Here is a 24,465-nt window from a genome sequence, read left to right as displayed (position 1 = left end):
GCGTGATGATCGAGCGTCACATGACGGCCGATCGGCGCAGCACGCCGGCCACCGTGCGCAGTTCGGTGCGCGAGACGACGCCGGGTTTGGGGAAGATTCGGTGCAGGTGCGAACTGACCGTCCGGTGCGAGAGGTAGAGCCGCTGGCCTATCTCGCGGTTGGTCAGGCCGTCGGCTGTGAGACGGACGATCTGCAGTTCGTGCGGGGTCAGCCGGTCGCGCACGTCCGGCGCCCGGCCGCGGCTGGTCTCGCCGGCCGCCCGCAGCTCCCGGCGGGCCTTCTCCCCCCAGGGGATGGCACCGAGCGCGTCGAACATGTCGCGGGCGGTGCGCAGGTGGTCCCGGGACTCGACGCTGCGCCGGCGGCGGCGCAGCCACTCGCCGAAGGCCAGGTGGGTGCGGGCCCGGACCAGTGGCAGGGCGCTGAGGTCGGTGCCCAGCGCGGTCTCGAACAGCGGTCCGGCGTCGCCGTCGGCGGCGAGCAGCGCCCGGGCCAGGCGCAGGTCGGCGTGCAGGACCGGGGCGGGCGTCAGTTCGGCCACCGCTTCCAGTTCCGCCACGACGGGCAGCACCTCCGCCGTGCGTCCGCAGTGCGTCGCGGCGTCGACCAGGTCGCCGAGGGTGGTCAGCCGCAGGGCGACCTGGAACGCGGGGTCCGCCGGGTCGTGCAGCACCAGCACCGGGGCGACCGCCGCGGTGTCCGCGATCAGGTTGAGGGCCGCCAGGGCGACCAGGAAGACGTCCGGGATGTCGGCCTCGGCGTGCCCCTGGGCGGCCTCCAACGCCTGTCGGTGCGGCGCCGCGAGCTCCGCCGTCCCGGCGGCCAGCGGGCGCAGGAGCATCCGCAGGCCGGCGTAGGGGATGCCCCTCTCGGCCTCGACGCCGCTGGTGCGCAACACCCGGTATCCCGAGGCCTCGGCAAGGACGGCGGCTTCGGCGAGCAGGGCCGTCTTCCCGATTCCGGCCGGGCCACGGACCAGCACGGCACTGCCCCGGCTCCGCGACTCGGACAGCAGACGGGTCAGGAGGCCCACCTGCTGGTGCCGGCCGACGAGCTCCATGTTCCACCCTCCAGTCGGTTCACTGGGGCGGGCGTGCCCGAAGGGCCATGCTACTGCGCCGTGTTGGGGCCCGGGATGCCGCCGCACCGCGGCTCACCTGCTCGTGGGGACGAGGGTGTTCTCGTTGCGGCGGCCGGCGGCGAAGTCGTCGATGTTGCGGGCGGTGGCGTCGATGATCTGGCCGACGGCGGTGCGGGTGAAGTAGGCCTGGTGGCTGGTGACCACGACCTGGGGGAAGGTGACGAGGCGGGCGAGGGTGTCGTCGGTGATGCCCTGGATGGAGCGGTCGGTGAAGAAGAGGCCGGTCTCCTCCTCGTAGACGTCGAGGCCGACGCCGGAGAGGCGTCCGGCGCGCAGGGTCTCGACCAGGGCGGCGCTGTCGATGAGGCCGCCGCGGCTGGAGTTGATCAGGATGGCGTCGTCCTTCATCCGGGCCAGCGCGCCCCCGTCGATCAGGTGGTGGGTGGCGGGGAGGAGGGGGACGTGGAGGCTCACCAGGTCGGCGTGGGTGAGGAGTTCGGGGAGCTCGGTGTACGTCATGCCGAGTTCCAGGCAGGCCGGGTTCTGCGCGATGTCCCAGCCGAGGAGTTCGGTGCCGAAGCCGGCCGCGATCCGGGCGAAGCACTCGCCGATCTTGCCGGTGCCGATCACGCCGACGGTCATGCCGTGGACGTCCCGGCCGAGCAGGCCGTCGAGGCGGAAGTCGAACTCGCGGGTGCGGTTGGCGGCGCGGGTGAGGCGGCGGTTGACGGCCAGGGCGAGGGCCCAGGCGTGTTCGGCCACCGAGTACGGGCTGTAGTGGGAGACCCGGGCGATGGTGAGGCCGAGTTTGGCGGCGGCGTCGAGGTCGATGTTGTTGAAGCCGGTGGAGCGCTGGGCGACGAGTTTGGTGCCGCCGGCGGCGAGGATGGCGAGGGTCTCGGGGTCGAGGACGGCGTTGACGCTGCTGCTGACGGCCGGGTAGCCGACGGCCAGCGGCGCGGTGTCGCGGTTGAGGAACACGTCCAGGCAGCGAAGCCCGTGCCGGCCGGCGAAGGCCTGCTCCAGCAGTGGCCGTTCGTCGGCCTGCACTCCGTACGCGAGGATCTCCATGCCGGACACGCTAACGGCCGGGGTCGGGCCGCGCCCACCCGAGGCGGGAGACCGCGCCCACCCGAAGCCGGGGCCGTCGTCCACCGGATCCGGCGAGCACGAGGCCCCCGGACCGCGCGGGGCGGGGGCCGGGGGCCTGTGGGTGCGGGCGGGCGGTCAGATGACCGTCTCGGCCTCCAGGTAGCGGTCCTGCGGCACGGTCTTCAGCTCGGCGACCGCCTCGGCCAGCGGCACCAGGTTGATGTTGGTGCCCTGCAGTGCGGTGATGTGCCCGAAGGCGCCCTTGTGGACGGCCTCGACGGCGTGCCAGCCGAAGCGGGTGGCGAGCACCCGGTCGTAGGCGGTCGGGGTGCCGCCGCGCTGGGTGTGGCCGAGGATCACCGGGCGGGCCTCCTTGCCGAGACGGTGCTCCAGCTCGCGGGAGAGCTGGGTGGCGATGCCGGTGAACCGCTCGTGGCCGTAGATGTCCTTGGTGCCCTCCTCCCAGTGCATGGTGCCGGGCTCGGGCTTGGCGCCCTCGGCGCAGACCACGATGGCGAACTTCTTCTGCCGGTCGAAGCGCTCGCGGACGACCTCGGTGAGCTTGTCGATGTGGAACGGGCGCTCCGGGACGACGATGGCGTGCGCGCCGGCCGCCATGCCCGCGTTCAGCGCGATCCACCCGGTGTGGCGGCCCATGACCTCGACGACCATGACCCGCTGGTGGGACTCGGCGGTGGTCTTCAGACGGTCCAGCGCCTCGGTGGCCACCGAGACGGCGGTGTCGAAGCCGAAGGTCACGTCGGTGGCGGCGATGTCGTTGTCGATGGTCTTCGGCACGCCGACGATCGGCAGGCCCGCGTCGCTCATCAGCTTGGCGGCCTTCAGGGTGCCCTCGCCGCCGATCGGGATGACCGCGTCCAGACCGAGGTCGGAGCAGTACTTCCTGGCCCGCTCGACGCCGTCCCGGAGGTGGCTCGGCTGGACCCGGGAGGAACCGAGGATGGTGCCGCCCTGGGCCAGGATGCCGCTCACCGAGTCCAGGGTCAGGGGGCGGTGGTGGCCCTCCAGGAACCCGCGCCACCCGTCCTCGAACCCGATGATCTCGTCGCCGTGGTCGACCACCCCCCGGTGGACCACGGAACGGATCACCGCGTTCAGGCCGGGGCAGTCACCGCCGCTGGTCAGCACTCCAATACGCATTAGCTTTGCAACTCCCGAGCAGAACCGAGGAACGGCCGGACTACAGGCTGGGACGACGAGCCGTCACCGTAACGGGTCGCTCCCACACCGGGGTGGCGGGGAGGTGGCCGAGGGGTGAAGGACCGGCCGATCCGGACAGAACGTCCGAAAACGGCCGCGAAGTCGAGCATACGGCCCCTGGTCCGGCCGGGCAGGAGCCGACGCGGGAGCGGCGCCGTCGGCGCCCCCGCGCGGAATTGCAGCCTGCTGCCGAGGAGGGTGTGCAGTAGGCAGCCCCATTGTGGTACTTCCGGGGCCGCCCGCGGACCGGGTGACCGCATGGCGGGCACCCGGCCGGGGCGTACGGATGTACTACTGGGGGCGCGTCGCGGCCGCGATGCGCTCGGCGCGCAGCGCGTCGTACCAGGTGGTGTCCGCCGGCGGCAGCGCGCTGACGTCCAGCGCGAGCTTCAGCAGCATGTCGGCCACGGCGGGGTTGCGGGCCAGCACCGGGCCGTGCAGGTAGGTGCCGAACACGGTGTCCCGCCAGGCGCCCTCGGTGCCGTCACCGGTGCCGTTGCCCCGACCGACGTTGACGGTGGCGAAGGGCTGCACGCCCTGGCCGAGGTGGGTGACGCCCTGGTGGTTCTCGAAGCCCGTCAGCTGCGGCAGGCCGAGCCGGGGGTCGACGTCGGCGAGCACGTCGCCGACGCAGCGGGCGCCCTCGCCGCGGGTGGTCCAGACGTCGAGCAGGCCCAGGCCCGGCTCGCGCTCGCCGAGGTCGTTGATGAACTCGTGGCCCATGATCTGGAAACCGGCGCAGACGCCGAAGATGATCGCACCGTTCTCGGCGGCCCGCACCAGGCCGGTGTCGGCGCGCAGCCGCTCGGCGGCCAGGCGCTGCGGGCGGTCCTCGCCGCCGCCGATCAGGTAGATGTCACCGCTGGTGGGGATCGCCTGGTCGGAGCGGACGTCGATCCGGGTCACGTTGAGGTGGCGCTGGCGGGCCCGGCGCTCCACGACCAGGGCGTTGCCCCGGTCGCCGTAGGTGCTGAGCAGGTCCGGGTAGACCCAGACCACGCGCAGGCTGCTCTCACTCATCCTCGAAGGCCTTCCGTCACGTAAAGACTGGTGTGCGGGCGCGGCATCAGCCGGCCACGACCTTCCGCAGCTGCTGGAAGGCGGTGTAGTTGGCGATGGCCTCGATCCGGCCGGGCGGGGCCATCCGGACGGCCTGCTCCAGGGTGTCCACCACGTGGAACTGGAGCCCGGCGACCTCCAGGCGGACGGCCAGGTCCAGCTTGCGCTGGCCCATCACGAAGACCGGGTGCCCGGCGAGGCGCTCGTAGTCGACGTCCCACAGCCAGGAGGTGTCGGTGCCGTCGGCGTCGAGGGCGTTGACGGAGAGGATCACCGGGGCGGGCGGGCCGTCGATCAGCGAGAAGGTCTCCAGCCAGCCGGCCGGGTTCTTGGCCAGCAGCAGGCGGATGTCCCGGCCCTGGTACTGGACCACGTCGTAGCGGCCGGCCACGGCGGCCACCGAGCGCATCCGCTCCAGGGCGACCTGCGGGGCGACGCCGAACACGGCGGCGACGGCGGCGGAGCTGGTGGCGTTGGCCAGGTTGGCCCGGCCCGGCAGCTGGAGCTGGATCGGCCAGGCGCCGCGCTGCGGGTCGATCACGTGGGTGCCCTGGAGCGCCCAGTGCGGGTTGGGACGGCGGAAGCCGCAGTCCTGGCAGAACCAGTCGTCGCCGGGGCGCTGCATGACACCGCCGCAGGCGGGGCAGGACCAGGCGTCCTCCTTCCAGGCCTGTCCGGCGGCCACCCAGACCACCTTCTTGCAGGAGGAGGCGGCCCAGGTCACCAGCGGGTCGTCGGCGTTGGCGATGACCACGGCCTCGGTGTTCTGCAGGCCCTCGCGCCACTTCTCGGCCATCATCCGGGTCTCGGCGGCGCGGTCGAGCTGGTCGCGGGAGAGGTTGAGCAGGGCGATCGCCTTGGGGCGGGTGTCGCGGGCGACCGTCGCCAGGTACTTCTCGTCGACCTCGATCACGCCGAAGCGGGCGTCCGTGCCGCCGGCCAGGGCGGAGGTGATGCCGGCCGGCATGTTGGCGCCCAGGGCGTTGGAGACCACCGGGCCGGCGGCGCGCAGCGCCTCGGCGATCAGGCGGGTGGTGGTGGTCTTGCCGTTGGTCGCGCTGACCAGGACGACGTCGAGGTGGTCGGCGAGGGTGGCGAGCAGGTCGGGGTCGAGCTTGAGGGCGACCTTGCCGCCGATCACCGAGCCGCTCCCGCGCCCGGCCTTGCGCGACACGGCGGCGGCGACCCGGCCGGCGGTGACCGCGATCTTGGCGCGGGCCGGCAGCGAGGCGTCGCGTGCGCCTGTGGGCTCCGATTCGGTGCCTGCCATGCTCAGTGGTTCCTCCTTGCTGCGGCACCACCCGTGGCCGGATAACGGGCCGACGGGCGGCGGGGACGGGGGTCAGCCTACCGACTCCGTAGCCCGACCGGACGATCCGGACCCCGTGCCGCCTGCTGCGACGCGTTCGCGGGCGTCGCTGACGGCCTGCCGGGGAGAGCGGTGTACGGAGCGGCCCCAAGGGATCGGCTCCAAACCCCCACTCCTTCACGACGCTCCACGGGCACCGCGGGGTTCCCGAGCGACCCGGGTAAGGATCTGGTGAAGAAATGATCAGCGGTGCGGACGGTGGGCGCATCCGGCCGGATCCGCGGCGGCCAACGTGGCGGTGATCACCAGGGTGCCGTCCTCGGCCCGGAAGTCCAGCGGCGCGTCCAGCCGCCGCATCGCGGCGATCAGCCCGGCGTTGTCGCCGTGGGTCACCGCGTACACCGTCCCCACGCCGGCCGCCCGGGCCGCCGCCGACAGCCGCCGCAGCAGCGCCAGGCCCAGCCCGCGCCGCTGCCAGGCGTCCTCGACCAGGACGGCCAGCTCGGCCTCGCCGTCGTCCCACATCAGGTGCCCGAGCGCGACGATCCGCCCGTCCGGGGCGGTCACGACGAGGCTGCGGCCGTGCCGGGGGTCCAGCAGGTGGTCCAGGTAGCGGCCGGCGTCGCGGACCGGGCCGTGGTAGCGCAGCCGCAGCGCGGCGGGGGAGCAGCGGCCGTGCATCGCCAGTGCCGCCGCCCGGTCGGCCGGCCCGGCCGGGCGCAGCAGCAGCTCGGTCCCGTCCGGCAGGGACAGCCGGGACGGGGCCTCCGGTGCCTGGCCGGCGGCATGCTCCGCGGGCGGCTGCGGCCGGCCGGTCCGGTACGGGCCGCCGGTGAGCGCGGGCAGCCGGGTGGCCTGGCCCTGGGGCGCCGCGCACCTGCGGTCGGACCTGCGGAAGGGCCGGTGCCAGAGCCGTTCGGGGCGCGTGCGGGATGCCTTCATGCCGCCGACGCTACCGACGGTGCGCTTCCGTTCGGTTACGTGATCGTGAACGCGCGAATGCCCGGCGGCGCTCGGGAGGCGTGGGACCGGGCGGGCTCCCGCCCGGGACGTCGGGCGGGTCGGCCGGGACGGCACCCGCGCAGGTCCCGACCGGTGCCTCATGCGGCCGGGACGCCGGGCGGCCGACGGTGGGTGGCGATCCCGGTGCTCCTGGTGAGCGGGAGCACCGGGCCCGTCCGTCCACGCACCATCGAAAGTCATTCCTCATGCGCGACACCCCGTCCGTCCCCACCACCGACACCGACACCGCCACCCCCGCCGTCCCGCACGCCCGCCGTGCTCCGGTCGGCACCGCGCTGACCGGGCTGCTCGACCGGCAGGCGGGCATCCGGCCCGACGCGCCGGCCGTCCTCGGTGAGGGCGGCGGCCTCACCTTCCGGGAGCTGTCCGGGACGGCCCGCCGGCTGGCCGTACGGCTGCGCCGGCTGGGCGCCGGCCCGGACGGCTGCGTCGGCCTGTACGTCGAGCCGTCCGTCGAGCTGGTCGCCGGCGCCTGGGGCGTGCTCCACGCCGGGGCCGGCTACCTGCCGCTGTCGCCCGAGTACCCCGAGGACCGGCTCCGCTACATGCTCGAGGACAGCGGCACCCGGATCGTGCTCACCCAGGCGCACCTGCGCGAGCGGCTCGCCGCACTGGCCCCCGCCGGGACCGCGGTCGTCACCTTCGAGGACGCCGAGCCGCTGCCGGACGCGGCGGAGGACGCCGCCGCGCCGGAGTCGCTCGCCTACGTGATCTACACCTCGGGCAGCACCGGCCGGCCCAAGGGCGTGATGATCGAGCACCGCTCGGTGGTCTCCCAGCTGCGCTGGATGCACTCCGCCGGGCACCTGGACCCCGAGGTCACGGTGCTGCAGAAGACCCCGATGAGCTTCGACGCCGCGCAGTGGGAGATCCTCGCCCCCGCCGTCGGCGCCCGGGTGGTGGCCGGCACGCCCGGCCTGTACCGCGACCCGGAGGCGCTGGTCGCCGCCGTCCGGCGGCACCGGGTGACCGCGCTCCAGTGCGTGCCCACCCTGCTGCGGGCGCTGCTGGACACCGAGGGCTTCACCGACTGCACCGGCCTGACCCGGGTGTTCGCCGGCGGCGAGGCACTCTCCCGGCGGCTCGCCCGCGACCTGCTCCAGGCCCTGCCGCAGGCCGCGCTGGTCAACCTGTACGGCCCGACCGAGTGCACCATCAACGCCACCTCGCACCTGGTGGACCCGGCCGCTCCGGGCGACGGCGCGGGCTCGGTGCCGATCGGCCGGCCGGTGGCCGACACCCGGTGCTACGTCCTCGACGAGGAGCTGCTGCCGGTCGCCGCCGACGGCGTCGGCGAGCTGTACATCGGCGGCGTCCAGCTCGCCCGCGGCTACCTGAACCGGCCGGAGCTGACCGCGGAGCGGTTCGTCCGCGCCCCGTTCGACCCCGGCGAGCGGCTGTACCGCACCGGCGACCTCGTGCAGTGGAACCCGGACGGCACCCTGCAGTTCGCCGGCCGGGTGGACAACCAGGTCAAGCTGCGCGGGTACCGGGTCGAGCTGGACGAGATCGCCCGCGCGATCGAGGAGCACACCTGGGTGCGCCGCGCGGCCGCGGTCGTCACCGGGGACGACCGCACCGGGCACCCGAACCTGGTCGCCTGCGTCGAACTCAACCCGCGCGAGGCCGCCCTGATGGACCAGGGCAGCCACGGCGGCCACCACCAGTCCAAGGCCAGCAAGCTCCAGGTCAAGGCCCAGCTGTCCGACCCGGGCCTGCGCGACCGGAGCGGACTGGCCGGCCGCGAACGGGTCGAGCTGCCCGGACGGAAGGAGACCGAGGAGCAGCGCCGGGAGACCTTCGCCCGCAAGACCTACCGGTTCTACGAGGGCGGCGCCGTCACCCGGGACGACCTCACCGCGCTGCTCGCCCCGCGCCCGGCCGGCGCCTGCGGCCGCGACCCGGAGCTCCTGGGCCTGCCGGAACTCGGCCGCGTCCTGCGGTGGTTCGGCCAGTTCCACAGCGAGGAGCGGCTGCTGCCCAAGTACTCCTACGCCTCGCCCGGCGCGCTGTACGCGACCCAGCTGTACCTGGAGACCGACGGCCTGGACGGGCTCGCCGCCGGGCTGTACTACTACCACCCGGTCGAGCACGTCCTGGTCCGGATCGGGCCCGCCGAGCCCGCGTCCGAGCCCTACCTGACGCTGCACTTCTCCGGGAAGCACGGCGCCGTCGAGCCGGTCTACAAGAACAACATCCGGGAGGTGCTGGAGTTCGAGACCGGCCACATGCTGGGCGTCCTGGCGGAGGTGCTGCCCGGGTACGGGCTGGACGTGCGCCCGCTCGGCCTCGACCCGGCGGTCAAGGACCGGCTGGACGTCGCCGAGGAGGACCACTACCTGGGCGGCTTCGCCGTCGTCCGGGCCGGCGGCCCGGCGCGGGCCGAGCGCGTCGAGCTGTACGTCCAGGCCCACGAGGGCCGGGTGGACGGCCTGCCCGGCGGCCTCTACCGGTACGCCGACGGCGAGTTGACGCACTGCTCGGACGAGGTGGTGGAGTCCCGGCACGTGATCGCGATCAACCAGGCCGTCTACGCCCGGGCCTCGTTCGGCATCACCGCCGTCAGCCGAACCGAGGAGGAGTGGCTGCAGTACGTCGAACTCGGCGCGGTGCTGCACCGCCTCCAGCGCAACGGCCTGGCCATGGGCTTCATGTCCTCCGGCTACAGCTCCAAATCCGGCCACCCGCTGCCCGCCGCCCGCCGCATCGACGAGATCCTGGCCGGCCGCGGCATCACGCCGGGACCGTCGTACTTCTTCCTCGGCGGCAAGGTGAGCGAGGAGCAGATCCGCAGCGAGGGCATGCACGAGGACACCGTCCACATGAAGGGCCCGGCCGAGATCATCAAGGAGGAACTGGCCACCCTGCTGCCCGACTACATGCTGCCGGGCCGGGTGCTGGTGCTGGACGCCCTGCCGCTCACCGCGAACGGCAAGGTGGACCTCAAGGCGCTGGCCGCGTCCGAGGCCGTCCGCACGGCCGACGTGCGCGGCGAGTTCGTCGCCCCGGCCACCGGGTGCGAGCGGTGGCTGGCCGAGGCCTGGGGGCGGGCGCTGAACTACGAGGACGTGTCGGTGACGGACGAGTTCTTCGCCGTCGGCGGGAACTCGCTGATCGCCGTCGCCCTGGTCAACCGGATCAACCGGGAGTTCGGCGTCGCCCTGCCGCTGCAGGTGCTCTTCGAGTGCCCCCGGCTGGGTGACCTGGCCGGGCGCATCGAGCGGGCGCGCGGGGAGGGCGACGGCGGGGGCCGCGGGGAGAGCGGCGGCGGGGGCGCGGCCTCCCGGCTGATACCGCTGCACCCGGGCGACGCCGGCCGGGCGGTGTTCTGCTGGCCCGGCCTCGGCGGCTACCCGATGAACCTGCGGCCGCTCGGCCGCGAGGCGAGCGGGGGCCGGGCGTTCTACGGCGTCCAGGCGTACGGCATCAACCCCGGCGAGACGCCGTACCCGACCATCCGGGAGATGGCCGCCGCCGACGTCGCCGAGCTGCGCCGGGTGCAGCCGCGGGGCCCGTACACGCTGTGGGGCTTCTCCTTCGGCGCCCGGGTCGCGTTCGAGGCGGCCTGGCAGCTGGAGCGGGCCGGGCAGCGGGTGGAGCGCCTGCTGCTGATCTGCCCCGGCAACCCGAAGGTGCGTCACGGCGACGGCCGTCGGCGGGGCCGTGAGGCCTCGTACACCGACCCGGGGTACCTCACCATCCTGTTCGGGGTGTTCACCGGTCGGATCGGCGGCCCCGAACTGGAACGCTGCCTGGCCGAGACGGTGGACGAGTCGACCTTCGTCGCCGTCGTGCACCGGATGCTGCCGGAGCTGGACGAGGAGCTGATCCGGCGGATCACCGGGATCGTCGGTGAGACCTACGAGTTCGAGTACAGCTTCCGCGAACTCGCCGAGCGGCGGCTGGAGGCGCCGGTGACCCTCTTCAAGGCAGCGGGCGACGACTACTCCTTCATCGAGGGCCGCAGCGGCTACTCGGCCGCCCCGCCCACCGTGGTCGACCTGGCCGGCGACCACTACGGGGTGCTGCGGGAGCACGGGGTGGCCGAGCTGGCCGCCGCGATCCGGGAGGTGGAGCGGACGGTGCCCGGCGAGCGCCCGGGGCGCTGACCGGACGGCACCGCTGACCGGATGCCGCTTCTGATCGAATGCTCCGGAAACGCTCACGGATGGCCCAGGATCCCTGAGCGGGGGAGCCCCTTCGGATAGGGATGGCTCGGCTTTCCGCCGATCCCGACTCCTTCCGAAGGGGCTTTCCGATGTCCGCTTCCACGTCCGTGAGGAACTCCGCACTGGCGACGGCCTGTTGCGCCCTGCTGCTGGCCGTGCCGCTCGCCCTCGCCCGGCCGGCCGGCGCCGCCGACAACGGCCCCAAGACGCCCGAGGAGGCCGCCGCCTGCCACCAGGTGATCGGCGCCCTGCTCGGCGGCTTCGGGCCGATGCTCGCCAACGCGGCCTGCACGGTGCGCCCCGCCGGGCGGGGCTGAGCCGGCCCGCCCTCACCGCGCCCCCGCCGGCGCGGTGAGGGCGGCTCAGGGCAGTTGCGAGACCTGGTAGTGCGAAGGGCGGCGAGAGGTGTGACCCCGCCGCGGACCCCTGGAGAACGGAGCCTTTCCGTGAACGAGTTCCTGGTCGAGGTCGAGGTCGAGGTCGAGGCGGAGGACTGAGGCGCGGGACTGACCGCCGGCCGGATCCGCGCCCGCAAGGCGGGCCGGGGCGGTGGGCGCGGATCCGGTGCCGCTATCCGAGCAGTTCGGCGGCCGCGGCCTTGACCTCGGCGAGCAGGAGGTGCAGGTCGTCCTCCGTGGTGGCGGCGTTGAGGAAGCAGGCGCGGAGCATCTCGGCGGCGCCGAGGCGGGCGCCGGTGACGAAGACCCGGCCGCGCCGCTGGACGGCGACGGGGAGGTCGCGGTTGAGGGAGTCGCGGGCGGCCTCGTCCAGTCCGGGGGCGCGGTGGCGGAACGCCACGATCGAGGTCTGCACCTCGGCGAGCAGCTCCAACTCCTCGTCCGCCTTGATGAGTTCGCCGAGTCGTCGGGCCAGCGCGGTGCAGTGGGCGATGTCCTGGGCGAGGCCGGCGCGGCCCTTGTGGGCGATGGTGGCCCAGACCTTGAGGGCTCGGAAGGGGCGGGTCTGCTCGGTTCCGTACTCGGAGAACCAGCCGAGCGCGCCGGCCGACTCGTCGCGCAGGTAGGACGGGACGAGGCTGAAGGTGCCGCGCAGTTCCTCGGTGTCGCGGACCAGCGCGCAGCCGCAGTCGACCGGGACGCCGAGCCACTTGTGCGGGTCGAGGGCGAGTGAGTCGGCGCGCTCCAGTCCGGCGTAGCGGTGGGCGATGGCCGGGTCGAGCCGGCCGAAGGCGCCGTACGCGCCGTCCACGTGCAGCCAGAGGCCCTGCTCCTCGCAGAGGTCGGCGATCGGGCCGAACTCGTCCACCGCGCCGGCGCCGACGGTGCCGGCCGAGGCGACCACCAGGAAGGGCAGCAGGCCGGCCGCGCGGTCGCGCTCGATGGCCGACCGCAGATCGGAGGTGTCCAGTCGGCCGTCGGGGGCGGTGGCCACGGTGCGCAGGTGGCGGCTGCCGAGGCCGAGGAGTTCGGCGGCCTTGCGGACGCAGGAGTGGGTCTCGCCGGTGACGTAGCCGACCAGCGGGGGCAGGCCGGCCAGGCCCTCCTCGCGGACGTCCCGGCCGGCCCGCCGGGCGGCGCGGTTGCGGGCGGCGGCGAGGCAGACGATGGTCGCCATCGAGGTGCCGGAGGTGAGCAGGCCGCCGCCGGTCGGGTGCGGGAAGCCGACCAGCTCGGCTGTCCAGCGGACCACGGTGCGCTCCAGGTGGACGTCGGCGTGGTCGCCGCCGGCCGAGCTGGGGTTCATCGCGGAGGCGGCGAGGGTGGCGAGCACCCCGGCGGGGGCGGGGGCGGAGTTGACCCAGCCGAAGAAGCGCGGGTTGCCGTTGCCCATCGGGTACGGGAGGACGTCCCGCCCGATGGCGCCGACCAGCTCGTCGAGCGGGCGGCCCTCGGCGGGCAGCGGGGCGTCGAGCAGGGCCCGTCGGGCGGCCTCGTCCATGGGCTGCCAGACCGGGCGCCCGGGAAGTTCGGCGAGGTAGTCGGAGACCAGGTCGGCGGTGGCATGGGCGGCACGGCGGAAATCGGCGCCGGGGATGTCCTCGGTGGTCATGGCGTGCTCCAGGGAGGCCGGGGAGGGGCGGGGCGCGGCGTCCTTGGCGCACCCTGATCAGGCGATGATCGGGTGATCCTACGCAAACGGGCCCGCGCCGTGCGGCGCGGGCCCTCGTGCTGAGAGCGGGGTGTCGGTCCGGGTGACCGGGGCTCAGTCCAGCGAGCTGGACAGGCCGCTCGCCGAGCGGCAGTAGCCCTGCATCTCCTTGTTGGTGATCTTGGCGCAGAGCCGTCCTGCCGCGCCCCCGTCGGTGTAGTTGACGGTGTAGTAGCTGACCAGGCCCTCGGCGCAGGCCTTGCGCTGCCAGCCGTCGGCGGCGGTGGCGCACTGCTGGGCCGCCCAGTCCTCGCGGTCCAGGTTGTACTTCATGGTGCGCGAGCCGACGCCGCGGCTGCAGTCCACCGCTCCGCCGCCGGCCTTGCCGTTGAGGCACCACTTGAGGGCCTCGGCGTAGACCTCGGGGTGGTTCGGGTAGTCGTGCGAGGACAGGTAGAAGGTCGGGGCGTAGAAGAAGCAGGCGGACTGGAACAGCGCCGGCTGGTCCTTGCACGGGTAGAGCGGGTCCTGGGCGAGCTTGTCCGCCGGGAGGTTGGCCTTGGCCTGCTCGTCCTCCTCGTCGGGGCCGAAGAGCTGCATGAACAGGCCCTCGGAGCAGCGGATCCGGTTCTGGTCGGAGGGGAACCTGTTGCACAGGTCGCGGGCCTTGGCGACGTCCTGCTTGGCGACGAACATCGTGCCGTGGCCGACGCCGTGGATGCAGGGGCCGTTGTTCTTGGGCGCGCAGAGCTTGAGCAGGTCCGTCTCGGGCTGGGTGGAGGCGTTGAGCATCTCCTCGACCGCGCCGTGCAGGTAGCCGGCCGCGCAGGTCTCGTGCGGGAAGGAGATGACCTTCTGGAAGTCGGCGTTGAAGCGCTTGACCGCCGCGTGGCCGAGCTCGTGCGCGATCGGGTGGCAGAAGCGCACGGTGTACGGCTTCTCCTTGGTGATCTTGTCGAGGTCGGCCAGGGCGACGCCGGGGTCGGTGGCGTCCATCTCGGCCATCAGCTTGTTGCGCAGCGTGGAGCGGGTCCACACCGCCGGGTCGCCGGTCGGGGTGGCGCTCGCGGCACCGGCCGCGGCCGGCTTGGCGCCGGCGGCGGTGCCCCCGGGGGCGGCGGCCTGGGGCGCGGTGGCCGCCGCGGGCGACCAGTCGGTGACGGCCACCGACCCCAGGCCCAGGACGCCCAGGAGCAGGGCGGTGAGAATCGCGAAGACTCGCGGCTGCATGACGGGATCCCCCGGCGGATCGAGGTGAACGTTTCGCTTCCATCCTGACGGCAGATGAGCGGGTAATCCGCGTATTCGCCCGCCGTTCGGGAGGTGTCGGCGACGCTACCGCACCGGGGGACCGCGGGGCCCGGCGGGATGGGGCTCCGCACAATCACCCGGACGGAGTATGGGGGCGCGGGCGTCGCCAACTGCGCCGTCCGGGTGGTGGCACCCGCGCCCCGGCGCCCCGGCGCCCCGCGGGCCTCTCCCGGGGGCCCGTGGGGCGCCCGCGTTCACAGCTCCAGCGTCACCCGGTACTCCGTCAGCCAGGCGTCGAAGTCCAGCGCGAGGTCCACGGCCAGCCGGACGGACTGCGGGTCGGTGTCCGGGGCGAGCGCGTCGGTCAGGCGCCGCCGGTCGAGCAGGTCCAGGGCCGGTGAGGTGCGCTCGACGGCGAGCCGGGCCAGTTCGGCGCGCAGCTTCGCCGGATAGTGCGGGTCCGTGGTGACGGGGTACGGGCTCTTGGGCCGCTCGGCGACCGCGGGCGGCAGCACGTCCCGGACGGCGGCGCGCAGCAGGCTCTTCTCCCGCCCGTCGAAGGTCTTCATCGCCCACGGGGCGTTGAAGACGTACTGGACCAGCCGGTGGTCGCAGAACGGCACCCGGACCTCCAGGCCGTTGGCCATGCTCATCCGGTCCTTGCGGTCGAGCAGGATGCAGACGAAGCGGGTCAGGTTGAGGTACGAGATCTCGCGCATCCGCCGTTCCAGCGGATCCGCCGCCGGCAGGTGCGGGACCTCGGCGATCGCCTCGCGGTAGCGGGCCCTGCGGTAGCCGTCCAGGTCGAGCTTGCGGAGCAGTTCGGCGTCCAGGAGGTACTCGCGCGGGGTGGCTCCGCCGCCGGCGATGCCGGTGAGGCCGAGCGCCCAGGGGAAGTCCTCGACGGCGATGGTCTCGGGGTCGTGGAACCAGCGGTAGCCGCCGAAGAGCTCGTCCGCGGACTCGCCGGACAGCGCGACGGTGGAGTGCCGGCGCACGCCCCGGAAGAGCAGCAGCAGCGAGGTGTCCATGTCGCCGACGCCGTTGGGCAGGTCACGGGCGCGCAGCACGGCGGAGCGCCGGGACGGGTCCGTCAGGTCGGCGGCGTCCAGCTCGACGACGCTGTGGTCGGCGCCCACGTGCTCGGCGAGCAGCCGGGCGAACGGGCCGTCCTGGGTCTGCCGGACGTCGTTGGCGTGGAAGGTCTCGCTCTGCCCGGCGAAGCCGACGGAGAAGGAGCGCACCGGGCCGGCCCCGGCGGCGCCCAGCGTCCGGGAGGCGAGGGCGGTGACGGCGCTGGAGTCCAGGCCGCCGGAGAGCAGCGAGCAGAGCGGGACGTCCGCCTCCAGCTGGCGGTGCATGATGTCGTCCAGCAGGGCCCGGACGGTGGCGACGGTGGCCTCCAGGCTGTCGCGGTGCTCGCGCGCCTCCAGCGCCCAGTAGCGGCGCACCGTGAGGCCCTCGCGGCGCACCCGCACCACGTGCCCGGGCCGGACCTCGTGGATGTCCCGGTACGGGGTGAGGCCGGGGGTGCGGGTGTAGCCGAGCAGTTCGCGCAGCCCGTCCAGGTCCACCACCGGGCGGACGGCGGGGTGGGCGAGCAGGGCCTTGACCTCGGAGCCGAAGATCACGCCGTCCGGGGTGCGGTGGAGGTACAGGGGCTTGACGCCCATCCGGTCGCGGACCAGCAGCAGTTCCTCGCGCCGCACGTCCCAGATCGCGAAGGCGAACATGCCGTTGAGCCGCTCGGCCAGGTGCTCGCCCCACTCCAGGTAGGCGCGCAGCACGACCTCGGTGTCGCTGCGGGTGCGGAAGCGGTGCCCGGCCGCCTCCAGGTCCGCGCGCAGTTCGCGGTGGTTGTAGACCTCTCCGCTGTAGGTGAGCACGGCCAGCGTCCGGCCGTCGTGCTCGACCGTCATCGGCTGGACGCCGCCCGCGATGTCGATCACCGCGAGCCGGCGGTGGCCGAGCGCGGCGTGCGGCTCCAGGTGTACGCCGCCGGCGTCCGGGCCGCGACGGACCTGGGTGGCCGTCATCGCCTCGATGACCCCCCGTTCGGCGGTGAGGTCGCGCTCGAACGCGACCCATCCGGTGATCCCGCACATCCGCAAGCCTCCGGTCTTCCGCTTCGTGTTCAGGGGGTCACGCTACGTGCGGAGTTGGCGTCGCTTCAAGGGGCTTTCGAGAACGGGGGTGACCGGGTGGCCGATCGGCGGTCGAATGTGAAGGAGGCGTGAACGTGGTCTGAAAGTCGTAATGTCTGCCCGATTTCGGGCAGAAACTTTGGCTTCGGCGGGGAGCCCGACCTAGGCTCCTCATTCGTGCCGAGCTCATCCCACCCTCACGAAGACCTCCTCGCCCACCTCACCCGGACCAGCCCGCTCGGGCCCCGGGAGGCGGCGCGGGTCGTGGCGGAGGTGCTGGCGTACTTCTCCGAGAGCACCGAGGAGTACGTGCGCCGCCGCCACACCGAGCTCCAGGCACGCGGTCTGACCAACGAGCGGATCTTCGCCCGGCTCGCCGAGGAGCTGCCGCAGCGCCGGGTCTCGGCGCCGGAGCTGTCGGCCCGCCAGCTGCGGCGGATCGTCTACGGCTGAGCCGTCCGATCCGGCCGATCCGCCGTTCCTTCCGACCGGACCGCCGTTCCCGACCTTCCGAAGACTTCGAAGAGGAGACCACGCATGTGCGGAATCGTGGCCTACATCGGCCCCAAGGACGCGACCCCCTTCCTGCTGGAGGGGCTGGCGCGGCTGGAGTACCGCGGCTACGACTCGGCCGGTGTCGCCGTCACCGGGCGCAGCGGCGGGATCAAGCTCCGCAAGGTGAAGGGCCGGGTCGCCGACCTGGCCGCCGCCGTGCCGGCCCGGTTCAAGGGCACCACCGGCATCGGCCACACCCGCTGGGCCACCCACGGCGTCCCCAGCGACGCCAACGCCCACCCCCACCTGGACAACGCCGAGCGGATCGCCGTCGTCCACAACGGCATCATCGAGAACGCCGACGAGCTGCGCGCCAAGCTCACCGCCGACGGCGCCGTGTTCCACTCCGAGACCGACACCGAGGTGCTCGCCCACCTGATCGCGGCGAACGTCGCCGAGGGCGTGGAGCTGGAGGACGCGGTGCGCGCCGCGCTGAGCCGGGTGGTCGGCACCTACGGCATCGCGGTGCTCGACGCCGAGCGGCCGGACCGCATCGTCGTCGCCCGCAACGGCAGCCCGATCGTGCTGGGCATCGGCGAGAAGGAGATGTTCGCCGCCTCGGACGTCTCCGCGCTGGTCCGCTACACCCGCCAGGTCGTCCACCTGGAGGACGGCGAGCTCGCCACCGTCCGGGCCGACGGCTTCCGCACCTTCACCGCGGACGCCCGCACCACGCACCGCCAGCCGTCCACCGTGGACTGGGAGGTCGACTCCTACGACACCGGCGGCTTCGAGCACTTCCTGCTCAAGGAGATCCACGAGCAGCCCGGCTCGGTCGAGCGCACCCTGAGCGGCCGCCTCGACGAGCGCTTCGCGACCGCCCACCTCGGCGGCCTCAACCTGGACGCCCGGGAGCTGCGCGAGATCCGCCGGGTGAAGATCCTCGGCTGCGGATCGGCCTACTACGCGGGCGAGATGGGCGCGCAGCTGATCGAGGAGCTGGCCCGCATCCCCGCGCACAGCGAGCCGGCCTCGGAGTTCCGCTACCGCAACCCGGTGATCGAGGCGGACACCCTGTACGTCGCGGTCAGCCAGTCCGGTGAGACCTACGACACGCTGGCCGCCGTCCAGGAGATCAAGCGCAAGGGCGGCCGGGTGCTCGGCGTCGTCAACACCGTGGGCAGCGCTATCGCCCGAGAGTGTGATGGCGGTATCTACCTGCACGCCGGTCCCGAGGTCTCCGTCGCCTCGACCAAGGCCTTCACCTCCACCGTGGTCGCCTTCGCGCTGCTCGCCCTGCACTTCGGGCGCATCCACGACCTGTCGCCCGCCGACGGGCGCCGGATCGTCTCGGCGCTCCAGGCGCTGCCCGACCAGATCCGCGAGGTGCTGGAGCAGAGCGAGGCGATCGCCGGACTCGCCGCCGAGTACGCCGAGTCGACGGGCATGATGTTCATCGGCCGGGTGCGCGGCTTCCCGGTGGCCCGCGAGGGCGCGCAGAAGCTCAAGGAGATCTCCTACGTGCACGCCGAGGCCTACCCGGCGAGTGAGCTCAAGCACGGCCCGCTGGCGCTGATCAGCCCCGAACTGCCCACCGTGGCACTGGTTCCGGACGACGAGCTGCTGGACAAGAACCTGACCACGCTGGGCGAGATCAAGGCCCGCTCCGGGCGGGTCATCGCGGTCGCCCACCGGCGGCCCGAGGAGAAGCTCGCGGACCACTGCATCCTGGTGCCCAAGAGCGAGCCCGAGCTGGACCCGCTGCTGCTCAACATCCCGCTCCAGCTGCTGGCCTACCACGCCGCCGTCTCCCTCGGCCGCGACGTGGACAAGCCGCGCAACCTGGCGAAGAGCGTGACGGTGGAGTAGCCCTCCCCGAGGGCGGTCGGCCGCCCTTCGAACCACCGGGTCCCGGTCGCTGTGCGGACGGCCGGGGCCCGGTTCCCCACCGGGGATCAGAACACCGAGCAGCCGGAGAGGGTGGTCAGGGTGTCCAGGGCGGCGACCGCGGCGACGGAGTTGCCGGCCTGGTCCAGGCGCGGGCCCCAGGCGCAGACGGCCGCGCGGCCGGGGAGTATGGCGAGGACGCCGCCGCCGACGCCGCTCTTGCCGGGCAGGCCCACGCGGAAGGCGAACTCGCCGGCGGCGTCATAGGTGCCGCAGGTGAGCAGGACGGCGTTGATCCGCTTGGCCTCGCTGCGGGACATCAGCCGGGTGCCGTCGGCGCGCACGCCGTAGCGGGCGAGGAAGGAACCGGCCAGGACGAGGTCGCGGCAGCTGGTGGCGACCGCGCAGTGGGCGTAGTAGTGCTCCAGGACGGTCTCGACCGGGTTCTCCAGATTGCCGTGACTGGCGATGAAGTGGGCCAGCGCGGCGTTGCGGTGGCCGTGTTCGGCCTCCGAGGCGGCGACCACCGGGTCCGTGTCGAGCAGCGGGTTGCCGGACTCGCGGCGCAGGAACTCCCGTACCGCGCCCGAGGCGTCGCCGGTCATGGTCTGGAGGCGGTCGGTGACCACCAGGGCGCCCGCGTTGATGAACGGGTTGCGCGGGATGCCGTGCTCGGTCTCCAGCTGCACCAGGGAGTTGAACGGGTTGCCGGACGGCTCGCGGCCGACGCCACGCCAGAGCGTGTCGCCGCCGTAGGCCACCGCGAGGGCGAGCGAGAACAGCTTGGAGACGCTCTGCACGGAGAACGGCTGCTCCCAGTCCCCGACGCCGTGCAGCTCCCCGTCGACGGTGGCCACGGCCATGCCGAAGGCCTCCGGGTCGGCGCTGGCGAGGGCCGGGATGTAGTCGGCGACCCGGCCCCGGCCCGTGGTCGCGCGGGCGGCCGCCTCGGCGGCCTCCAGCAGCACCGGCCAGTCCAGGATCTCCCCGCCGGGCACACCGTTCAACGCTTCTCCTCCACCGGCACCGACTGGAACACGACCGGGACCGGGCGCGCGGTGCGGTGCGTCCGGTCCGACCAGGATTATCCGTCTTTCGGCAGGCGGGCCGGCACGGGGGGGCGGGTGTCGGCAGGTCAGGGCGCTTTGCTCGGGGCCTGGACGGGCGGAAGGGCGGTGGTGGCCGGATGGCCGCCGTGCGGACGCCAGTCGGACGGGAGGCCCGGGCGGTTCCCGGAACCGCTCGATGGTGTCACCCGGGCGGCGTGTCCCTGGGCGCCGCCGTCGGATTCGGGTGTGGTGGGGGCAGGTCGATCCGTCCGGGTCGACCTCGTTCCGTCTGACCTGCCATCGGAGGCGCCGCCATGTCCACCACCGCTGTTTTCGCCGTCGACGGCATGAGCTGCGGCCACTGCGAGAAGACGGTCAGCGCCGGACTCGCCGTCCTGCCGGGTGTCACCGACGTCAGCGCCGACGCACCGAGCGGGCGGGTCACCGTGGCCTCCGCGCAGCCGCTGGACGAGGCCCTGGTCCGCGACGTGGTCGACGGCGCCGGGTTCACCTTCGTCGGGCGGGCCTGAGGGCGGTTCCGGGGCGCTTCCGGGGCAGGTCCGTGGGTCCCGGGGCCCGGCGGCGGCTGCCGACGGACCCCGGCCGGTCCGGGACCGGCTCAGCCCATGCTCTTCGCGCCGTCCAGCGACTCGCGGATGATGTCGGCGTGGCCGGCGTGCTGGGCGGTCTCGTTGGCGATGTGCAGCAGCACCCGGCGGGCCGACCACTCGGCGTCCGGCTCGAACCAGGGGGCCTTCGGCAGCGGCTGGGTGGCGTCCAGGTCGGGGAGGCCGGCCACCAGCTCGTCGGTGCGGCGGGCGACCTCGGCGTACGCCGCGAGCACACCGGCCAGCGTCTCGCCGGGCAGCATGCGGAACTCGTCCGCGCGGCGGGCGAAGTCCTCCTCGGTCCAACTGGTGAAGTCGGGCATCGCGGACGGCCCCTGCACGATGAACTCCGCCCAGAGCCGCTCGACGCTGGTCACGTGCTTGATCAGGCCGCCCAGGCACAGCTCGCTCGCACAGGTCCGCAGGCCGACCTGCTCGTCGGTGAGGTCGCGGGTGGTGAATCGCAGGAAATGCCGCTGCTTCTCCAGGGCCCCCAGGAGGTCGGCGCGCTCGCCGGTGAGGGTCCGGGGGGTGGCGGCGGGGGTGGTGGACGTGGTCATCGTGACGGCCTTTCGCTCGGGTCCTGCACGGTTCCTGCTAGGTCTTGCTGTGGTTTTGCTCTGGTTCTGCGGGTCTTGTGGGTCCTGCTCGGGTCCTGCTCCCTCGGACAAGAACAACGCTACCGACCATTGCGGCCACTTCCTGTCCTGAATCCCGGGAGAATCGGGGCATGGCCAACACGAGCACCCGGACGCTGCGACTGCTCTCCCTGCTCCAGACCCACCGGTACTGGCCGGGCGAGGAACTGGCCGACCGGCTCGGCGTCTCCGTCCGCACCCTGCGCCGCGACATCGACCGGCTGCGCGAACTCGGCTACCCCGTCGAGGCGCAGCGCGGCGTCGACGGCGGCTACCAGCTGGCGGCGGGCGCGGCGCTGCCGCCGCTGGTGATCGACGACGAGGAGGCGGTGGCCCTCGCGGTGGGCCTGCAGGCGGCGGCCGAGAGCCCGGTGGAGGGAATCGCCGAGGCCTCGGTGCGGGTGCTGGCGAAGGTGGTCCAGATGATGCCGGTCCGGCTGCGCCGACGGGTGGAGGCACTGCGCGCGGTGACCGTCCCGGTGGACTGGGGGACCGGGGCGGGCGCGGGGGTCGACCCGGACGTCCTGACCGTGGTGGCGCTCGCCTGCCGGGACGGCGAACGGGTGCGGTTCTCCTACACGGCCGCCGACGGGCGCGGCACGGAGCGGCACGTCGAACCGCACCGGCTGGTCTGCCTGAACCGCCGCTGGTACCTGGTGGCGTACGACCTCGACCGGGCCGACTGGCGCAGCTTCCGCATCGACCGCCTCACCGCCCCGTCCGGCAGCGGCGCCCGCTTCGCCCCGCGCGCCCTCCCGGCCGCCGACGCGGCGGAGTTCGTCCGCGCGGGCCTCCAGGGCATGCCCCGGCCGCACCTCGTGGAGGCCCTCGTCGAGGCGCCGGCCGACCACGTCCGCGCCCGCGTCGGCCGCTGGGCCACCGTGGAACCCGTCACCCCCGACCGCTGCCGCCTGCGGATGACGGCCGACTCCCTCGACTGGCCCGCCATGGCCCTGGGCTCCCTCGGCGCCGAGTTCCACGTACTCGCCCCACCCGCCCTGCGGAGCCTGCTCGCCGACTGGAGCACCCGCTTCGCCCGCGCGGCGGGGGAGGGAGAAGTCGGCGAGGCCGACTTCTGATGCCGTGCCGGCTGGGGGGGAGTCAGGGGGCGATGGCTTCGAGGGTGGTGCGGAGGTGGGTGAGGACGGCGGGAAGGGTGGGGAGCGGGGGTGTGGCGAGGGCGAGGCGGAGGGCGTTGGGGTGGTGGGGGGTGGTGGCGAAGGCGTCGGCGGTGGAGATCAGGATGCCCTCGGCGGCCAGGGCGGCGGCCGCGTGGTCCGGGCGCTGGTGGGGTTCGAGGGTGAGCCAGACGATGTACGAGGTGGGGTGGGCGGTGGTCGGCAGGCCGGCCAGGGCGGTGCGGGCGATGGACTGGCGGGCGGCGGCGTCCGTACGGCGTTCCCGTTCCAGCCGGGCGACCGTGCCGTCGGTGAGCCAGCCGGTGGCGAGGGCGGTGATCAGCCCGGGGGCGCCCCAGGCCGCCGTGCGCAGGTTGGTGGTGGCGGCCCGGACCAGGTGGGTGGGCAGGACGGCGAAGCCGAACCGCAGACCGGGTGCCACGCTCTTGGAGAGGCCTGCGAGGTAGCAGGTGCGCTCGGGGGCGAGGGTGTGCAGGGGCGGGGGCGGTGCGGCCTCCAGGAAGGCGTAGGTGCCGTCCTCGACGAGGGTGAAGCCGTGGTCGGCGGCGAGCCGGACGAGGCGCTCGCGCTGCGCCGCGTCGAGCACCCAGCCGAGCGGGTTGTGGACGGTGGGCTGGGTGTACACCGCCCGCACCGGCCGGGTGCGGCAGAGCCGGTCGAGCGCGTCGAGGTCCGGGCCCGCGGCGGTGGCCGGTACGGGGGCGAGGTCCAGTCCGTGGGCGGTGGCGAGCAGCTTGATGCCCGGGTAGCCGAGCGCGTCCACGGCGAGGACGTCCCCGGGGCGGGTGAGCGTGCGCAGGACGCAGTCCAGGGCCTGCTGCGCGCCGCTGGTGAGCAGGACGTTCTCGGGCGGAGTGTCGATCCCGCGGTCCAGCAGGTGGGTGGCGACCGCGGCCCGGTCGTGCCGGTGGCCGCCCGGCGGGTGCTGGCGCAGCAGGGCCTCGGCGTCGCCCGAGGAGGCGAGCGCGCGCAGGGCCTGCCGGAGCTGGTCGCCCTGCCCCGGGGCGAGCGGCTGGTTGAAGGAGAGGTCGGCCACCCGGGGCACCGGGAGCGCTCGTGAGGGTTCGGGGCCGTCGTAGCCGGACCGCAGCCGGACGAAGGTGCCGCGCCCCTGCTCGCCCACCACCAGTCCGGCGGCGGCCAGTTCGGCGTAGACCCGGGTGGCGGTGGCGAGGGCGATCCGCCGTTCGCGGGCGAGGGCGCGGTGGGTCGGCAGCCGGGTGCCGGCCGGGAGCGCGCCGGAGCGGATGGCGGCCGCGTACTCGTCGACGACGGCCTTGTAGGTGGGCGGCCGCACGGGGCACCTGCCGTTCCTCGGGGTGGAGTTCTCGGAGTGGAGTTCTCGGAGCGGGATTCCTGGGGGCGGAGGCCCGCCCCGGGCGTGCGGGCGGGTACCGGAGTGTATCCAGGACAATAAGTGGATTGTCCTGGGCGGGTGTTCCTAGCCTCGTCCCATCCAGCAGCGAGGCCAGGAACGGAGCACACGGCCATGACCATCCGCAGCGAGCGGGACCGGCACGTCGTCACCCTCACCATCGACCGGGAGAAGAAGCTCAACGCCCTCGACTACCCGACGATCGACGCGCTGCTCGCCGAGCTCGACCTGATCGACGCCGACGACACCGTCCGCGCCGTGATCCTCACCGGCGCCGGCGAGCGGGCGTTCAGCGCGGGCGCCGACATCCCGTCGCTGGCGGCCAGCATCGCGGGCGGGCCGGAGCGGGCGCTGCGCGAGTTCGTCCGGCGCGGGCACACCCTCACCCGGCGGATCGAGGAGTTCCCCAAGCCGGTCATCGTGGCCGTCAACGGCCTGGCCTACGGGGGCGGTTGCGAGATCACCGAGGCCGCCCCGCTGGCCGTCGCGGCCGAGCACGCGACCTTCGCCAAGCCCGAGATCTCGCTCGGCTTCCCGCCGCCCTTCGGCGGCTCGCAGCGGCTGCCGCGGCACGTCGGCCGCAAGCACGGTCTGGAGCTGATCCTCACCGGCGACCCGATCCCGGCCACCCGGGCCGCCGAGCTCGGCCTGGTCAACTCAGTCGCTCCGGCGGACGAACTGCTGGACACCGCCCGCGACTTGGCCGATCGGATCATCCGTCACGCGCCGACCGCCGTGGCCGCCTGCCTGCGGGCCGTAACCCGGGGCATCAACCTGCCGATCGACGAGGGGCTGGCGGTCGAGGCGGCGGCCTTCGCGGCGACCGTGCCGACGGACGGCGTGCGGGACGGGATCCGGCGCTTCCTGGATCGTTAG

At 73.7% G+C, this 24,465-nt stretch carries 19 protein-coding genes; 7 read left to right on the top strand and 12 right to left on the bottom strand.

Annotated features, from left to right (window positions below; genetic code table 11):
* Positions 1-16 precede the first annotated feature (16 nt).
* From ACWDBE_RS02775 to ACWDBE_RS02750, 6 genes are all read right to left on the bottom strand, one after another.
* Positions 17-1,060, bottom strand: coding sequence for a helix-turn-helix transcriptional regulator (locus ACWDBE_RS02775; protein ID WP_449787499.1), 1,044 nt, complete (start codon positions 1,058-1,060; stop codon positions 17-19).
* Between the two features lie 93 nt (positions 1,061-1,153).
* The gene (locus ACWDBE_RS02770) at positions 1,154-2,152 is read right to left on the bottom strand and encodes a 2-hydroxyacid dehydrogenase (RefSeq protein WP_449807029.1); all 999 of its coding nucleotides are present in this window, start codon (positions 2,150-2,152) and stop codon (positions 1,154-1,156) included.
* A gap of 156 nt (positions 2,153-2,308) precedes the next feature.
* The gene (locus ACWDBE_RS02765; RefSeq protein WP_392876160.1) at positions 2,309-3,334 is read right to left on the bottom strand and encodes a 6-phosphofructokinase; all 1,026 of its coding nucleotides are present in this window, start codon (positions 3,332-3,334) and stop codon (positions 2,309-2,311) included.
* Positions 3,335-3,685: 351 nt separating this feature from the next.
* A complete protein-coding gene (locus ACWDBE_RS02760; protein ID WP_392876158.1) occupies positions 3,686-4,414 on the bottom strand; it encodes a type 1 glutamine amidotransferase in 729 nt (242 codons plus the stop codon).
* Positions 4,415-4,460: 46 nt separating this feature from the next.
* Positions 4,461-5,723 carry a MurT ligase domain-containing protein gene (locus ACWDBE_RS02755; RefSeq protein ID WP_224281748.1) on the bottom strand — a complete coding sequence of 421 codons (1,263 nt, stop codon included), beginning with the start codon at positions 5,721-5,723 and terminating at the stop codon, positions 4,461-4,463.
* 282 nt (positions 5,724-6,005) lie between these two features.
* Positions 6,006-6,704 (bottom strand): GNAT family N-acetyltransferase, encoded by a 699-nt coding sequence (locus tag ACWDBE_RS02750; RefSeq protein WP_449807028.1) that lies wholly within the window; start codon positions 6,702-6,704, stop codon positions 6,006-6,008.
* A gap of 266 nt (positions 6,705-6,970) precedes the next feature.
* Between ACWDBE_RS02750 and ACWDBE_RS02745 the strand changes: the two genes are divergently transcribed.
* Positions 6,971-10,894, top strand: a complete 3,924-nt coding sequence (locus ACWDBE_RS02745) for a non-ribosomal peptide synthetase family protein (RefSeq protein ID WP_449807027.1) — start codon at positions 6,971-6,973, stop codon at positions 10,892-10,894.
* A 149-nt stretch (positions 10,895-11,043) separates the two neighbouring features.
* Positions 11,044-11,271 (top strand): hypothetical protein, encoded by a 228-nt coding sequence (locus ACWDBE_RS02740; protein WP_449787495.1) that lies wholly within the window; start codon positions 11,044-11,046, stop codon positions 11,269-11,271.
* 253 nt (positions 11,272-11,524) lie between these two features.
* Here ACWDBE_RS02740 and ACWDBE_RS02735 read toward each other — a convergent pair whose 3' ends face one another.
* The 3 genes from ACWDBE_RS02735 to asnB form a co-directional block, all read right to left on the bottom strand.
* Complete coding sequence (locus ACWDBE_RS02735) at positions 11,525-12,964, bottom strand: pyridoxal phosphate-dependent decarboxylase family protein (protein ID WP_449787494.1); 1,440 nt, start codon at positions 12,962-12,964, stop codon at positions 11,525-11,527.
* 153 nt (positions 12,965-13,117) lie between these two features.
* Positions 13,118-14,233 (bottom strand): hypothetical protein, encoded by a 1,116-nt coding sequence (locus ACWDBE_RS02730; protein WP_449807026.1) that lies wholly within the window; start codon positions 14,231-14,233, stop codon positions 13,118-13,120.
* Between the two features lie 275 nt (positions 14,234-14,508).
* Positions 14,509-16,359: an asparagine synthase (glutamine-hydrolyzing) gene (asnB, locus tag ACWDBE_RS02725; RefSeq protein ID WP_449807025.1), complete on the bottom strand. Its 1,851-nt coding sequence runs from the start codon at positions 16,357-16,359 to the stop codon at positions 14,509-14,511.
* 216 nt (positions 16,360-16,575) lie between these two features.
* Here asnB and ACWDBE_RS02720 point away from each other — a divergent pair, with 216 nt between their 5' ends.
* On the top strand, positions 16,576-16,851 hold the full coding sequence (locus ACWDBE_RS02720) for a hypothetical protein (protein ID WP_359817625.1): 276 nt from the start codon (positions 16,576-16,578) through the stop codon (positions 16,849-16,851).
* An 84-nt stretch (positions 16,852-16,935) separates the two neighbouring features.
* Positions 16,936-18,762, top strand: a complete 1,827-nt coding sequence (gene glmS / locus ACWDBE_RS02715) for a glutamine--fructose-6-phosphate transaminase (isomerizing) (protein WP_449787491.1) — start codon at positions 16,936-16,938, stop codon at positions 18,760-18,762.
* An 86-nt stretch (positions 18,763-18,848) separates the two neighbouring features.
* Here glmS and ACWDBE_RS02710 read toward each other — a convergent pair whose 3' ends face one another.
* Positions 18,849-19,760: a glutaminase gene (locus tag ACWDBE_RS02710; RefSeq protein ID WP_449807181.1), complete on the bottom strand. Its 912-nt coding sequence runs from the start codon at positions 19,758-19,760 to the stop codon at positions 18,849-18,851.
* Between the two features lie 383 nt (positions 19,761-20,143).
* Between ACWDBE_RS02710 and ACWDBE_RS02705 the strand changes: the two genes are divergently transcribed.
* A complete protein-coding gene (locus ACWDBE_RS02705) occupies positions 20,144-20,359 on the top strand; it encodes a heavy-metal-associated domain-containing protein (RefSeq protein WP_449787490.1) in 216 nt (71 codons plus the stop codon).
* An 89-nt stretch (positions 20,360-20,448) separates the two neighbouring features.
* Here ACWDBE_RS02705 and ACWDBE_RS02700 read toward each other — a convergent pair whose 3' ends face one another.
* The gene (locus ACWDBE_RS02700) at positions 20,449-20,997 is read right to left on the bottom strand and encodes a DinB family protein (RefSeq protein ID WP_449807024.1); all 549 of its coding nucleotides are present in this window, start codon (positions 20,995-20,997) and stop codon (positions 20,449-20,451) included.
* A 170-nt stretch (positions 20,998-21,167) separates the two neighbouring features.
* On the opposite strand from ACWDBE_RS02700, the gene ACWDBE_RS02695 reads away from it, so the two are divergent.
* Positions 21,168-22,154 carry a helix-turn-helix transcriptional regulator gene (locus ACWDBE_RS02695; protein WP_449807023.1) on the top strand — a complete coding sequence of 329 codons (987 nt, stop codon included), beginning with the start codon at positions 21,168-21,170 and terminating at the stop codon, positions 22,152-22,154.
* 22 nt (positions 22,155-22,176) lie between these two features.
* On the opposite strand, the gene ACWDBE_RS02690 is transcribed toward ACWDBE_RS02695, so the two are convergent.
* A complete protein-coding gene (locus ACWDBE_RS02690; protein ID WP_449787487.1) occupies positions 22,177-23,511 on the bottom strand; it encodes an aminotransferase-like domain-containing protein in 1,335 nt (444 codons plus the stop codon).
* A gap of 192 nt (positions 23,512-23,703) precedes the next feature.
* On the opposite strand from ACWDBE_RS02690, the gene ACWDBE_RS02685 reads away from it, so the two are divergent.
* Complete coding sequence (locus ACWDBE_RS02685; RefSeq protein ID WP_449787486.1) at positions 23,704-24,465, top strand: crotonase/enoyl-CoA hydratase family protein; 762 nt, start codon at positions 23,704-23,706, stop codon at positions 24,463-24,465.

This window comes from Kitasatospora sp. NPDC001132 (genome assembly GCF_053598415.1).
This window is presented reverse-complemented; position numbering and strand designations above follow the sequence as displayed.